Annotated in this window: 12 protein-coding genes and 1 pseudogene; 3 read left to right on the forward strand and 10 right to left on the reverse strand. The window is 59.1% G+C overall.

The features are described from left to right. Nucleotides 1-68: 68 nt before the first annotated feature. From HLB35_RS04440 to HLB35_RS04470, 7 genes are all read right to left on the reverse strand, one after another. Nucleotides 69-854, reverse strand: coding sequence for a DUF1365 domain-containing protein (locus tag HLB35_RS04440; protein ID WP_171701677.1), 786 nt, complete (start codon nucleotides 852-854; stop codon nucleotides 69-71). Then, on the reverse strand, nucleotides 851-2239 hold the full coding sequence (locus tag HLB35_RS04445) for an NAD(P)/FAD-dependent oxidoreductase (protein ID WP_171701678.1): 1389 nt from the start codon (nucleotides 2237-2239) through the stop codon (nucleotides 851-853). The genes HLB35_RS04440 and HLB35_RS04445 overlap by 4 nt, the downstream gene beginning before the upstream one ends. Beyond that, nucleotides 2236-3021, reverse strand: coding sequence for an SDR family NAD(P)-dependent oxidoreductase (locus HLB35_RS04450; protein ID WP_171701679.1), 786 nt, complete (start codon nucleotides 3019-3021; stop codon nucleotides 2236-2238). Before HLB35_RS04450 ends, HLB35_RS04445 begins: the two co-directional genes overlap by 4 nt. Before the next feature lie 25 nt (nucleotides 3022-3046). Beyond that, complete coding sequence (locus HLB35_RS04455; protein ID WP_171701680.1) at nucleotides 3047-3478, reverse strand: nuclear transport factor 2 family protein; 432 nt, start codon at nucleotides 3476-3478, stop codon at nucleotides 3047-3049. 49 nt (nucleotides 3479-3527) lie between these two features. Beyond that, nucleotides 3528-4937: a deoxyribodipyrimidine photo-lyase gene (gene phrB / locus HLB35_RS04460; protein WP_171701681.1), complete on the reverse strand. Its 1410-nt coding sequence runs from the start codon at nucleotides 4935-4937 to the stop codon at nucleotides 3528-3530. A gap of 34 nt (nucleotides 4938-4971) precedes the next feature. After that, nucleotides 4972-5892: a MerR family transcriptional regulator gene (locus HLB35_RS04465; protein ID WP_171701682.1), complete on the reverse strand. Its 921-nt coding sequence runs from the start codon at nucleotides 5890-5892 to the stop codon at nucleotides 4972-4974. 224 nt (nucleotides 5893-6116) lie between these two features. Then, nucleotides 6117-7169, reverse strand: coding sequence for an NAD(P)/FAD-dependent oxidoreductase (locus HLB35_RS04470; RefSeq protein WP_235936994.1), 1053 nt, complete (start codon nucleotides 7167-7169; stop codon nucleotides 6117-6119). 165 nt (nucleotides 7170-7334) lie between these two features. On the opposite strand from HLB35_RS04470, the gene HLB35_RS04475 reads away from it, so the two are divergent. Further along, nucleotides 7335-8243 carry a TIGR01777 family oxidoreductase gene (locus HLB35_RS04475; RefSeq protein ID WP_171701683.1) on the forward strand — a complete coding sequence of 303 codons (909 nt, stop codon included), beginning with the start codon at nucleotides 7335-7337 and terminating at the stop codon, nucleotides 8241-8243. A gap of 166 nt (nucleotides 8244-8409) precedes the next feature. On the opposite strand, the pseudogene rapA reads toward HLB35_RS04475, so the two are convergent. The 3 genes and pseudogenes from rapA to HLB35_RS04485 all read right to left on the reverse strand — a co-directional run bounded on the left by rapA (nucleotide 8410) and on the right by HLB35_RS04485 (nucleotide 12326). Beyond that, a pseudogene (gene rapA, locus HLB35_RS04480) lies at nucleotides 8410-11353 on the reverse strand (RNA polymerase-associated protein RapA). Between the two features lie 170 nt (nucleotides 11354-11523). Beyond that, the gene (locus HLB35_RS18195) at nucleotides 11524-11646 is read right to left on the reverse strand and encodes a TlpA family protein disulfide reductase (RefSeq protein WP_328731045.1); all 123 of its coding nucleotides are present in this window, start codon (nucleotides 11644-11646) and stop codon (nucleotides 11524-11526) included. Beyond that, entirely contained in the window at nucleotides 11646-12326 is a 681-nt protein-coding gene (locus tag HLB35_RS04485) for a TlpA family protein disulfide reductase (protein WP_328731047.1), read from the reverse strand. The genes HLB35_RS18195 and HLB35_RS04485 overlap by 1 nt, the downstream gene beginning before the upstream one ends. A gap of 84 nt (nucleotides 12327-12410) precedes the next feature. Between HLB35_RS04485 and HLB35_RS04490 the strand changes: the two genes are divergently transcribed. Further along, complete coding sequence (locus HLB35_RS04490) at nucleotides 12411-12641, forward strand: hypothetical protein (protein ID WP_171701684.1); 231 nt, start codon at nucleotides 12411-12413, stop codon at nucleotides 12639-12641. Next, nucleotides 12638-14101, forward strand: a complete 1464-nt coding sequence (locus HLB35_RS04495) for an SLC13 family permease (RefSeq protein WP_328731049.1) — start codon at nucleotides 12638-12640, stop codon at nucleotides 14099-14101. The genes HLB35_RS04490 and HLB35_RS04495 overlap by 4 nt, the downstream gene beginning before the upstream one ends. Nucleotides 14102-14165: the final 64 nt, after the last annotated feature.

Genomic DNA, 14165 nt, shown 5'->3' on the forward strand with positions numbered 1-14165 from the left:
GGCCGCCGCCAGAGACGCAGACGAAACAATATTGGAGGTTGCAGAGCGTGACGAGCGCAAACGGGTCATTACGGCGTCTCCTTGCGTTGCGGATGGTCAAAAATGGGTACGCGTTTCAGCCAGAGGCGCAACGCTTCAAAATGAATGCCGGCCACGGTTTTCAGGCTTATCCACGGCTGGCGGGCCAGGGTCGAGAGCAGCACCCGGCGGGTAGCCGGTGACGCTTCCAGCATCAGGGTGGCATCAAACTGGCGGGCAGGTGCGTGACTGGTCGGTTGGTTGTGCCAGTTTTCCATGTGCATCAACAGCTTGTCGCCAGGCGTATTGAACCGCCAGCGGTAGGTCATATCCATGGGGTTGAACGGCGAAACGTGCATATCCTTGGCGAACATGGCGCCATGGCTGTGGCGTTTAGGGTCAACCCGGCAGGCGTAGCAGGTGCGTTCCCGCCACGGCATATTGGTGACTTCACCCAACACGGCGGCCAGACGATCCTGTTCATCAAAGGCGTAGTACATTGAAATCGGGTTAAAGACAGTACCCAGGGTGCGCAGCTGGGTGAGTATGCAAATGCGCCCTTGGGGCGCGTCGCCCAGCTGGCGGGTCAGTTCCTGGCGAACGGCCTCCTTGAGGGGCAGTTCGACCGGGGCGAGGTAATCTTCACGCCGGAAACGCGCCAGTGCCTTGCGGCGGGCGCTGAAGCCGGGCACACCGTCGAACAGGGTCGGCAGCTCATCCAGATCCAGCCAAGCCATCCATACCTGATAGCTGAAGTGGTGCTCACGCGGGGTAAAGCGGCGATGACGCAGGGTGCCGCGATAGATACGCGAGCGGAGCGCGCTGTCTGCTGTCATCCTACCCCCTCGCCTATACCTTGCTGAGGCATCAGCTCATGAGCGGGCAGGGCATCCGGCGTCTTCGGGGGCTGGGCGGCCTCATCACAGCCCAGTGCCCTGGCCACTCGCAGAGCGCTCCAGACGCCGTCTTCATGAAAACCGTTACGCCAGTAGGCGCCGCAGAAATGGGTGCGGCCCACGCCGGAGATCTCGGCATGGCGCTGCTGGGCGGCGTAGCCGTCCAGAGTGAATTGGGGGTGGGCGTAGGTGAAGCGGCCCAACACCTTGTCTGGGGCAATGCTGTCGCTGTCATTCAGGGTGACGCAGAAGGTGGTGTCGGCTTCCAGGCGCTGGAGGATGTTCATATCATACGTCACCGATACGCGCTCCCCGGCATCGCGCTGATCAAGGCGGTAGTTCCAACTGGCCCAGGCGCGGCGGCGGCGCGGCAGCAGGCGGGTGTCGGTGTGCAGTACCACCTCGTTATCCTGGTAAGGCATGGCGCCAAGAACTTCACGTTCGGCTTCGGTCGGGTCGCTGAGCATGGCCAGCGCCTGATCGCTATGGCAGGCCAGCACTACCTGATCAAAACGCTCATTGCCGTCAGCCGTGGTCAGCGTGACGCCAGCGCTATCGCGGGTAATCGCCTTGACCGGTGTGTTCAGCCGAATGTTCGAAGCGTAGGGCGCGGTCAGGGCAGGAATATATTGCCGTGAGCCGCCGATCAGGGTGTACCACTGGGGCCGGTGATTGACTGACAGCAGGCCGTGATTACGAAAGAAGCGCACAAAAAAGGTCAGCGGGAAGGCGCGCAGGTCACTGATGCTGGCCGACCAGATGGCTGCCCCCATGGGGAGCAGGTAGCGGCGCTGGAAGGCTTCGCCGTAGCCCTTGTGGTCAAGGTATTCACCCAGCGTCATGCCATCAGGTAGGCATTCGCTTTCAAGATCCTTGGTGGCTTCGCGGTTGAAGCGCATGATATCGCCAAGCAGACGGTAAAAGGACGGGCGTAGCAGGTTGCGCCGCTGAGCAAATAACGAGGTCAGGGTGTGGCCGTTGTATTCAAAATCCTGGTCGGTTTCATGCACCGAAAAACTCATCTCAGTGGGCTGAGCCGCAACACCCAGCGTCTCCAGCAAACGCTGGAAATGCGGGTAAGTCCAGTCGTTAAAGACGATAAAGCCGGTATCGATGGCGTAGTGTTCCGGGCCGTTTTTGCCGGGCACCTCCACATCGATTGTGGCGGTATGGCCGCCGAGGCGTTCCGCAGATTCGAACAGAGTGACCTCATGTTGGGCCGAAAGGTACCACGCCGCGGCCATGCCGCTGATACCGCTGCCCACCACGGCTATACGCTGGGAGGCCTGAAGCGGGCTAGCCTGTGAAGTGGAAGGCTGATTCATTGCGGCTCTCCTTGCGAGCGGGTCATGCGCAAACCAATGGCGTGGCGTAAACGCGGGGGCAGAATGCCCAAGAGTTTGACGATATAGGTAAAACGGCGTGGAAAATGAATATCGAGCCGGCCTTTGGCCAGGCCGTTGAGCAGCGCATCGGCCGCCTGCTCGGCGGAAATACGCATCGGCATGGGGAAATCATTAAGGTCGGTCAAGGGGGTTTTGACAAAGCCAGGATGGATCAGGCTGACCCGGATACCTTCCTGATCCAGCCCCAGGCGCAAGGATTCCAGAAAGTAGCTGATGGCCGCCTTGGAACCGCCGTAGGCCTCGGCGCGGGGTAAGGGCACATAGGCCGAGGCGCTGGAGGTAGCCGCCAGCAGCGGATGGCCGCCTTCCTTGCGTGCAGCGCGCAGCAGCGGCAAGGCAGCTTCCACGCAATACAGGGTGCCGTAGAGGTTGGCATCAAAGACCCGCTTGATCAGGGCCATATCAAAATTCTGGGCATCCAGATATTCGCAGGTGCCCGCATTGAGTAACGCGATATCCAGAGCGCCCAGGCGGGCCTCAATCTGCTGAGCGGCGTCTAGCACGGCCTGTTGGTCACTGATATCCAGCGGAAGAGCAATGGCATTCGGGCGCTCACCGCACAGGGCAGCGAGCTTGTCAGCGTTGCGTGCACTAAGTACCACCTGATGACCTTCATCAAGCAGCTTGTTGGCAACGGCTTCACCAATCCCGGATGTCGCACCGGTCAGCCAGATACGCTGAGGGGTTGACCATCGGCTCATGACTCTCTCCTTGGTTGCGCGGCTTTCAGCCCGCGCGACGTTTCAATAAACGTATCAGCCCACCCATGACAGGGACATGTTCATACAGCATGGCGCCGGCATCGAAATAATCACGATGACGAGAAACCCGGCCATCATCTGCAAAAGTCAGGTGCGAACAACCATCGACGCTGATCACTTTACCCCCAGCTAACCTGGGGTGCGCAAAGTTCATTGTCCAGGTAACAAAAGCGGTTTCCCCATGACGCTGACGCTGGTGATAACGAAACTGGCATTCACTGACATTGGCGTACATACTCGCAAAATATTCTTCCAGTGCCGCTCGTCCCTCAATAGTATGTAAAGGGTCGCTGAACACAATATCCTCAGTATATACCTCGTATAGCTTTTCTGTACAGGTGTTGTCTAGTTTGTTGAAGAAGGCGCAGAACGCATCAAGCGCCGTGTCCTGTGACATGACGAACTCCGGTAAGGATAACGGTGGCATATAACAAGGCCGCGACAGGCTAGTCTTTCAGGGCCTTGAACGCATCCAGCGCCCGCTGGCGCGCCATCTTGTGGTCTACAATTGGCGCCGGATAATCAAGCTGGGTTAAAAGATCCCGAGGCGGAGAGTGGCGCGCTTTGGCGGGTAGCTGTTCCAGTTCTGGCAGCCAGCGGGCAATAAAGTTGCCTTCCGGGTCGAAACGGCTGGACTGGGTGGTTGGGTTGAAAATGCGAAAATAAGGCGCGGCATCCGTACCGGTAGAAGCTGCCCACTGCCAGCCGCCATTATTAGCACAGAACTCACCGTCCACCAGATGCTGCAGAAAAAATGCCTCGCCACGGCGCCAGTCGATCAGCAGGTGCTTGCTCAGGAACATGGCGGTAATCATGCGCAGGCGATTATGCATCCAGCCGGTGGCGACCAGCTGGCGCATGGCGGCATCAACAATTGGGTAGCCGGTGCGCCCTTCGCACCAGGCCGCAAAGGCGTCGTCATCGTCACGCCAGGCCAGGTGGCGGGTATGGGCCTGAAACGGCTGATGCTGGCAGACCTGAGGAAAGCCCACGGCGACATGCTGATAAAACTCCCGCCAGATCAGCTCGCTCACCCAGGCAACAAGGCCAGCATCACCGTCGGCCAAACTGCCGTTTTCACTCAGCACGGCCTGCATGCACTGGCGCCAGGAAATCATTCCCAGCGCCAAATAGGCGGAAAGCTCGCTGGTGCCGTGCACGTCAGGGAAGTCACGCTTAGACTGATAGTAGCGGCCTCGAAAACGCAGAAACCGCTCAAGCTTATCGGCAGCGGCCTGCTCACCGGCGGGCCACTGGCGACCATCCACTGCTTGGGTATCCATGGCGGGCAGGTCAGGCATGGTATCGCTTGGGATATCCAGCGGCGCCTGAGGTTCAGGCGTGTTACGCAGTGCCAGCTGTTCAGGCTGGACGTTTTTATGCCAGGCTTTTGAAAACGGCGTAAAGACGCCGTAATAGTCGCCCTTGCCGGTCAACAGGGTGCCGGGGGCAAAGGCGATGGCATCGTGATAGCCGTGAACGCTCAGCCTGGCTGATTGGCAGTGTTCGATAACTGCTTGATCGCGGCGCTGCTCGTTCAGCGGGTATTCATGATTGAAATGCAGGCCTTCAGCGCCCAGCTGATGAGCAATCTCTGCCAACTGTCGGGGAGCCTGTTCGAAGGTGCCCGTCTCGCGCTGAAGCAACGGAATATTCAACCCGGCCAAAGCGTCTTTCAAGGCATCAACGCCGCGCGCTAAGAAGTCCAGTTTGTTGGCACCATGACCATGGGCCTGCCATTGTTCGGTGCTATGCAGGAAGACGGCTACCACCGGGCCTTTTTCAGCCGCTGCGGCTAGCGCGCTGTTGTCGTGGATACGTAAATCGGTACGAAACCAAACCAACTGCAGCGCCATGGTGTCTCCTGTCGAGGAATATCAGAAACGTTTGTCAGAGAATGCCGGATTCACGTAACAGCGGGCGCAGACGCGAAATGGCTTGAGGTAGATCATTACCCAGCAGGTGTACATCGCCGCTGGAGAAGTCGTTTTCGCGCAGGCGGGCCACGTTACCACATACGCCCACCGGCACATTCAGCCCCTTGGCCGCCTGAGGCAGCAGGTCATGAATATAGTGATCACTTTCTGACTGGCCGCTGGTCAGCAGCACAATAGACGCATGCAAGCGTGAAACCGCCTGTGGCAGGTCTTCCAGGGGCAGGTTGCGATCCAGCATCTGCACCCGATAACCATGTTCACTGGCGACCAGTGCCACCATCAGAATCCATAGTGGCCCCGGGTCGTCAGGCATGCTGTTGAGCAGGATCAGTGGCCCACGGGTCGCCTGATTGGCATGGTGCAGGCGGATGCCTACCTGATTGCGCAGGAAGGCTTCCAGCGTCCGGCGTACCAGCGCATCGGGTTTATTTTCCCATTGGGCTTCCAGGTTCATGATCACCGGCTGCCACAGCTCGTTGATCGCTACGCTGAGCGGATAGAGGGCCAAGCTCTGATGATAGAGCGGATCGAGTCGCGCCATATCGAGTGATTCAATGGTGCCTTGTAACTGCTGGCGCTGGCTCTCCCAGTCACCGCTGGCCGGTGCTGGCGGTTCAACGGTTTCGGGTTGGTCAAGAAGGTCACCAACTTGGCTGACCGGCACACCACGGTTGAGCCATTGCAGAATACGCTCTATGCGAGTGATGTCATCCTGCGCGTAGAGGCGATGGCCTTTTGGCGTGCGCTGCGGGCGAATCAGCCCATAGCGGCGCTCCCAAGCGCGCAGAGTGACCGAGTTCACACCTGTCAGGCGGGAAACTTCCCGGATAGGGTAAAGCGGTGTGTCGGGTGGGTGGGTCGCCTTGTTGCTCATGGGCGCCATTGCCTCTTGGTTATCTTTTGCAAAATGCACAGTGTGTTTGGTTTAACTTGCGTTCAATTCTCAACGCAATTGATTCATAAAGCAAAAAATTGACGCGTATTATACACGCTTTATTTGTACAACTTGTCGCCTCAAGGTACAACCTCTCATTCCATACGCGGTTATTTATCCGGCTGACTCGCTCTTTATGTTCTCAGATTCAAGCAGTGACAGCCCTAGCCGGTGGCCGGACAGCCAGGCATCTTCCACCCGCCCGCCGCGCAGGCTATCGCCGCACAGCGCAAGGCCGTTGGCTCCGTGGGCAAACCCTTGCTCGGGAAACGGGTTGTCTTGATCCGGCTGGGAATAACGCCAGCGGTGGGCGCCGCTATCCAGTAGTTCGGGCAGTTTGAGTGGCGCGGGGTAAAGGCTTTTAAAGCGTCAAGCAGAGACTGGGTAATCGCTTCCGGCGTCGCTTCCAGGTGGGTTTCACTCCATTCAAGGTTGGCCAGCAGGCTCAGGCTCTCTGGCTGGTTTTCGCGCCCCGGTTTGGTCTGGTTACGGCAAACCAGCCGCAGGGCAGGGTGGTCTACACGGGCCATCTGCCAGTCTTTTTCAATGCCTATAGGCGTTGGCAGTGGCTTGGCAAATACTGCCCAACCGGCCCAGCAACCGCGTTGAACCAGGCGCTGGCAGAGTTCGAAAAGTTGTGTATCCCAGGGTTGTACCAGAATGGCCGCTTGAGGGGGCGGGGCGGTAATCACTACGCGTGTATAAGGGCCATGCAGCTCTGTGTTATTGCTTTCAAGCCACCATTCCGCGTTCTTCCTTATCAAGGCCGTGATGGGCGTCGCCGTATGTAGCGTGACGTCGCTGGCCTCAAGCGTTGCAGCCAGGTGGCGGGTGATGGCGCTCATTCTGGGTAAGCCGGCATAGCGCACCTGGCCATCATGATGTGGCTGCCAACCTGTCGGGCTGGCGCGATAAATACGTTCAGGCCACTGGCCAACACAACCTGCCGCCTGCCAGCGGGCAACTTCCTCATTGAAGGCGTCATCACGTACGCTAAAGGCTTGGGCGCCAAGATCCAGAACCGCTTCCGGACGGTGTTTGCTTGACATCCGCCCGCCTGGGCCACGCCCTTTATCAAACAGGGTGACCTGCTGACCAGCGTCAGCCACCACCTTGGCGCAGGCAAGCCCAGCAAGACCGGCGCCAATGATGGCGGTATGAGATGACGCACCTTCGGGTGAGGCATTAGCAGCACCGGACATGTTAGAAGCGGCCATGTAACGTATCCTTGATCACAGCGGTATCAACGCCGTTGATGGTGACAATGTCGAGTCGGTTGGTTATCTATCCAGATTGTAGCAGACTGGTATAGGTATCGTACAATAAAATAGCGTCACATCCCCATTGCATCAGCACTGGTGGCAGCGAAAGGAGAACACATAATGCGTGTATTGATAACAGGCGGAAGTGGCTTTGTCGGCCAGCGCCTTTGCAAGCGTCTGGCAGCGCAGGGGCATGCCTTGCAGGTGGTCTCACGAACACCTGAAAAAGTCCGCTCGCGCCTGCCTGAAGGCTGCGATATTCGTGAAAGCGCCCAGGCATTTGCTGATTCGCCGCCGGAAGCGCTGATTAATCTGGCGGGAGAGTCGATTGCCGCCAAGCGCTGGAGCGAAGCCCAGAAAGAAGAGCTGGTTCAATCACGCCTCAAGGCGACCGGGCAGTTGGTGACGCTGTGCGAACAGCTCAAGGAAAATGGCCAGCCGCTGCCGCATACCCTGCTGTCCGCGTCAGCCGTGGGGTATTACGGTGATCAGGGGGCCAACAAGGTGACGGAAGAAACGTCGCCTAACGATGAGTTTGCCCATCGCTTGTGTGTTAAATGGGAAGAGGCAGCTCGTCAGGTTGAAACTTTGGGTGTGCGCCTGGCCATCCTGCGGATCGGCCTGGTGCTGGATGCCGGTGGCGGCACCCTGCAGAAAATGCTGCCGCCGTTCAAGTTGGGGCTGGGTGGACGCTTTGGGGATGGCAAGCACTTCATGCCGTGGATTCACCGCGATGATCTGGTCGAGGCCATGCTGTTCCTGTTGGAGGATCAGACGCTGACCGGGCCTTTCAACGCCAGTGCGCCAAATCCCGTGACCAATGCGGAATTCACGCGCACCCTGGCCAAAACGCTGAAACGCCCGGCGATCTTTCCGGTACCCGCACCGGTATTAAAGCTTGGCTTTGGCGAGATGTCACAGTTGTTACTGACCGGCGCGGATATGCGCCCGGCACGCCTGGAAGCTGCGGGGTTTACCTTCCAGTACCCGACCCTGGACAAGGCTCTGGAGGCGATTCTTGGTAAGTGAGGTGTGAGCTGAGTTGAGAAAATCACCACGGACACTCACGGACGACACGGACAGGGATAAGGTCAAACCTAAAACAAAAGGTTTTAAGGTTTTCGTCCGTGTTTTCCGTGAGTGTCCGTGGCAAAAACATACTGAACTGCCCCGTCCGTGGGGCGTGGCAGGTGGGTTATTTTTTCGGGTCGGTGGTAATCACTACGCGGACGGCATCCAGGCGTAGGCGGGTGGCTTCGATGGCATCGCTGAGCGCTTTTCTTTCCTGGCGGATGGCGTCAATTTCAGTCTCGCGTACCGTCGGGTTGTGTTCAGCCAGCGCGGTCAGGCGAGCCAGTTCACTGTCGAGCTGGCTGCGCATGCGGGTTTCGGCGGCTTCAACGATACTTGGCAGTTCCCGGTCAGCTTCCCCTTCTCCCTGTAAAAGCAGTTCACGCAGTTGGTCATGGCGACTTTTGATCAGCTCGCGGGCCATGGATTTATTGACCTTCTGAACGTTTTTGCTCAGCCCGGTAAAGGAGATCTTGCTGGTCAGGTTAGCGCCGGATTCATCCAGCAGCACGCGAATGGCCGTCGGTGGCAGGAAGCGGTTCAGGTGCAGCCGTTTGGGGGCCGGGCAGTGGGTGCGGAAGATCAGCTCAACCAGCAAGCGACCGCTTGGTAGCGCGGGATGGGGCAGCAGTGCCAGGGCGGTATTGCCCATGGCGCCGTCGATAATCCGGCCCATCATTTCACGCAGCAGCGGATGCTCCCAGGAAAGGCGCTGCACGTCGTCGCGGGCCAGGGCAACATCGCGGCGGTAAGTGGCAGTAAAACCCTCTTCGCCTTTGACCAGCCCGGGCAGGCCATCGAGCATATGCTGGCCGGGTTCGAGCACTAGCAGATCCTTGCCAAGCTCTTGGCTGTCAACGCCGAAGATATCCAGGGCACGCTCGACATAGCGGGATAAGGCGGTGTCTTCGTCCAACTCACGCACGGCTTCGATCACGCTGTTGGCCCGAGCTGGGCGGCAGGCGTTGAGCTCCAGCAAACGGTTGCGTCCAGCATCCCGTTCGGCCAGTTGGGCGGTGAACATGGTGCGGGTTTCGGCGACGATTTCATCCAGCATCTCATCGTCCAGCAGGGCATCCGCCAGGGCATCACCAAAGGCTTCAAACAGGTCGCTGCCGATACCGGTAGGCGCGCTGAAGGCGTCCATACCTTCATTGTACCAGCGCAGCAGGCGCTCACCCGGGCTGCCTTCAAAGGTCGGTACATGGATTTCAATGGCGTGCTGCTGGCCAATGCGATCCAGTCGCCCGATGCGCTGTTCAAGTTGATCAGGGTGTTGGGGCAGGTCGAACATCACCAGATGGCGGCAGAACTGGAAATTACGTCCTTCCGAGCCGATTTCCGAGCATACCAGCACTTGGCAGCCGTCTTCGTCGTCGGCAAAGGCGGCTGCGGCGCGGTCGCGTTCAATCAACGTCAGGTCCTCATGGAACACAGGCGCGTGGTAGCCGCCCAGCACGCGCAGCCCTTCGGCAATGCCTTCCGCAGTTTCACGTTGGTGGGCAATCACCAACACCTTGTCGTTGGCAAAGCCTTGTTCGCTGTCATCGCTTAGCTTTTCCAGCAGCCAGTTGACCCTTGGGTCGATATGCCACCAGTCTTCAGCATTGAGCGGGTCGCCGGAGAGCTCGCGGTACATGGCATCCGGGTAGATCAGCACATCCGGATGATCCATACCGGTTTCAATCAGCAGCTCGTCGAGGTAGTCCTCGTCGCGCTCCAGACGGCGCATGACTCGGCGATAGGCGGATGGCAGCGCCAGCGGCACCAGATGCAGACGGCGTTCGGGGAAGCCACCGACGTGGCGGCGGCGTTGCGGAACATCACCCGCCCGGTGCCGTGGCGGTCAAGCAGGGCATCGCGCAGCTGGGAGCGGGCTGCGTCCTGTTGGGCAGCGTCGGACTCCGGGTGTGTCAGCGTGGCGAGCAGCGCCTGGCTGTCGCGGTCATCGGCCACCGCATCGACGCTAGCCCTTGCGCTGGCATCGCCGGGCAGGGCATCCAGAGCATCAATGGCGGCGGCGACTTCAATATAGTGGCGTTCTTCTTCGCGAAAGCGCGCCAGATCGTGGTAGCGCTCGGGGTCGAGCAGCCGCAGGCGGGCAAAGTGACTCTCCAGCCCCATCTGCTCTGGAGTGGCGGTCAATAGCAGCAGGCCTTCAATATCGCCCGCCAGCTGTTCCACACACTGATAGCCGGGGCCGCTGCCTTCCGCACTCCAGTCCAGGTGGTGAGCTTCATCGACAATCAGCATATCGAAGTGGCTCTGATGGGCCTGCTGCTGGCGGGCAGGGTTGGCAAACAGCCAGCTCTGGCTGGCTAGAATCAGCTGGCCGCTATCAAAGGGGTTCTCGCTGCCATTGGCCTGGCTTTGCTGTTCATCCAGCAGAGTGACCTGCAGCGCAAAGCGCCTCAGCAGTTCTACCAGCCATTGGTGGGTCAGGCTGTCGGGCACCAGGATCAGCGCTCGTTCGGCGCGACCGGCAAGCAGCAGGCGATGGAGTATCAGGCCGGCTTCTATGGTTTTACCCAGCCCGACTTCGTCGGCCAGCAGGACACGCGGCGCGTGACGGTTGGCCACTTCATCAGCGATGTAAAGCTGGTGAGGAATAAGGTCAATACGCGGGCCGGAAAACCCCAGGGCGCTGTGCTGCTCGATGCGTTGGTAGTGATGCAGGGTGCGAAAGCGCAGATCGAACCAGTCATTGCGGTCAACCTGGCCGGTCAACAGGCGATCGCGCGCCTGGTCAAAGCGCATGGTGTCGGCCAGTTTGGCTTCGGAAAGCTCGCGCCGCTCGCCGTTGTCATCCTCCCGATATAAACGATCAGGCCGTCATGCTGCTGGCTTTCGTCTACCAGCATCTGCCAGCCTTCAGCGGCGGTGACGCGGTCGCCGCTGCCAAACTGGACCCGAGTCAGCGGGGCCTGCCGCGTATTGTAGGTGCGGGTTTCCTGGCAGGCACTGAACAGAATCGTGACGCTACGGGTGTCACAGTTAAGCACGGTGCCAAGGCCAAGTTCAGCCTCGCCGTCGCTAATCCAGCGCTGGCCTGGAGAAAAATCGCTCATGTTGCCTCAACGGATGTGAATACGGGTCAAAGCCGTCGGCGGGGTAACCGACGGAGGGGTCAGGGCGGGGGATTCTAACGCAAAGGCGGTGGAGGCCCAACAATGATAATAAGCGTTGCAATGCCGCGAACGTGCTGCGGGCCTTCGATGTTGGCTGAAATGCCGCTGAATCAGTTATCCAGCCATTGATCCAACTGGGCGCGGGTCAGTTCTCCAACGTGCTGCTCAATCACCCGCCCGTGACGGTCGAACATCAGGGTCGTGGGTAGCCCTGGGGTTTCAAAAGCCGTCATCAGGCGCTGTTGGGGGTCGAGTAGTGCATAGCGGAAGCTGAGCGACTGCTCATCAAGGTAGCGCACGACCGGCAACAGATCTTCCCCTGATTGACGATGACTACGTGGACATCATCTCGGGTGGCGACCTCCGCCAGTAACGGCATTTCCCGCAGGCAAGGCGGGCACCAGGTGGCCCACAGGTTGAAAATCACCTTATGCTCGCCGTCGGCCAGTGAGGGCAGGTGAATATCGTTGCCCTCAATATCCTGCAGGGTAAGATCAGGAATAGGATTGGAGGCAAAACTGCCGCCGAGCGGAGAGAAAAGCACCAGCAGCGCCCACAGGGCAGAGGTTACCATCACCAGCACCATAGTATAGATCATGGCGTGCAAGCGATGACGCAGCGCCCAGCCTGTCCAGATGAGGCCGCCCAGCATGCCCCATAAACCGTCATAGCCTGGTTTCCAGAGCATCAGGGCGTCCAGCGGCGTATCCGCATAGCTGTCCAGGTTGAACATCACATGCCCCATACGGGCGCTGATTAGCCATACCAGAATCAGACCGGTAAACCAGCGCTGTTGCACATTGCTGGGCAATTTGAACAGAATGCGTACCGCTATCAGCAGGACAAGCGCGCAGGCAAAGGCGTAAAGGCGTGGTAAAGAAAGTAAAAAAGGCCCCAGGGCAATGGCGTTCATAATTTTTTCCAAATAATCGTTACACTATGGGTGACCGAAAGCAGCGAAACCCTACCATGCCATTTCTTTAGATGCGGAGAAAATATGGCCCAGAAACCCTTCGATACCTTGAGAGCACTGGCAATTGCGTCCCAGGCAATTGGTTTGATGCTGATTATCACCTTTGAAACCGCGCTTGGCGATAATGCGCGTCTGTGGCAAGGGATCACGCTGGCCCTGATGATTGCTGCCGCCTTGTGGATCGCTCTGTTACGTCTTTATCGGCGCAATAAACGGCGTAAACGTCAGTTGGCACGTCAACAGGAGGACGAGTGAACAGGGTTGAGCGCGCAAAAATCACTATCGGCTTGCTGCTTGGGCCGCTTATGGCACTGCTGCTGTTGAGCGTCGGGGCGCCAGGCGACATTCCGCCGCCGGCCTGGAGCGTCGTGGCGCTTACCGTGTGGATGGCGGTATGGTGGATTCTGGAGCCCGTGCCCATGGCGGTGACGGCGCTGTTGCCGGTGGCTTTGCTACCGCTGTTGGGCGTCGGGGATATCAGGGCGGCGGCAGAGCCGTATGCCAATCCGCTGATCTTCCTGTTTCTCGGCGGCTTTATGCTCGCCGAAGCCATTCAGCGCTGGAATCTGCATCGGCGTATTGCTCTGGGCGTGCTGTCATTGGCGGGCAAGCGGCCGGATACGCTGGTGGCCGGTTTCATGGCGGCCACAGCCTTTCTCAGCATGTGGGTGAGTAATACGGCGACTGCCGCCTTGATGGTGCCGATAGGGATTTCCGTGCTGTCGCTGCTGGAACGTAATGACGAACTGGATATGCCACAGCAGCGGGCGGTTGGGCTGTGCCTGATGTTGGGCATTGCTCTGGCCGCCAATATTGGTGGTATGGGCACCTTGATCGGTACGCCGCCCAATGCGCTGCTGGCCGGTTTTATTGGTGATAACTATGGTATCAACATCGGCTTTGCCCAGTGGATGCTGGTGGCCATTCCCCCGGCACTACTGATGCTGACGGCTGCCTGGTGGCTGCTGACCTATCGGCTTTACCCGGTGCCTCATTCACGGCTCAATGGCATCAGCGCCATGCTCACCCAGCAGGCGCAAGACCTGGGGCGCATGAGCGGCCCGGAAATGCGCGTGGCACTGGTGTTTGCGTTGGTCGCCCTGGCCTGGATTACTCGGCCCTTGCTGGAACAGTGGAGCGGGCTGACGCTGAGTGATGGCGGCATTGCAGTGATCGGTGCTCTCTTGCTGTTTGTAGTGCCCGCACGCTGGGGTCAGCGCCAGTTCCTGCTCGACTGGGACAGCGCCAAGAATCTGCCCTGGGGCGTCCTGCTGCTAGTAGGCGGCGGCTTGAGCCTGGGGACGGCGATTGAAAGCTCCGGGCTTGCTGGTATCGTCGCCAATGGGTTGGCGGTATTTGGCAGCTGGCCGACCTGGGCGATGATCCTGATGGTGGTGGTGATCGTTATGTCGATGAGCCACGTGACCAGCAATAGCGCAACCGCTGCGGCCATTCTGCCGTTGACGGCGGCGCTGACAGTCAGCCTGGATGCCAGCCCGCTATTGTTGGCGGTGCCGGTGGCGATGGCCGCGTCTTGCGCCTTTATGCTGCCGGTGGCCACCCCGCCAAATGCGGTGGTGTTTGCCAGCGGCAAAGTGCGCGTGCTGGATATGTTGCGCGCCGGCGCGGTGATGAGCGTGATTGCCGTGGTGACTATTTGCCTGGCCATGTTTGCGTTAGCCATGCCGATCCTGGGCTTTGGCTGGGCTGCCTAGCGATTGGAGAGAGCCACTGGAGAAGCGCCTGCGTTTGAGGTATTCAGGCTAACGTTAAAAAAGG

Origin of the sequence: Vreelandella azerica, assembly GCF_013112225.1 — a bacterium.
In the GTDB taxonomy this organism is placed as follows: Bacteria; Pseudomonadota; Gammaproteobacteria; order Pseudomonadales; family Halomonadaceae; genus Vreelandella; species Vreelandella azerica.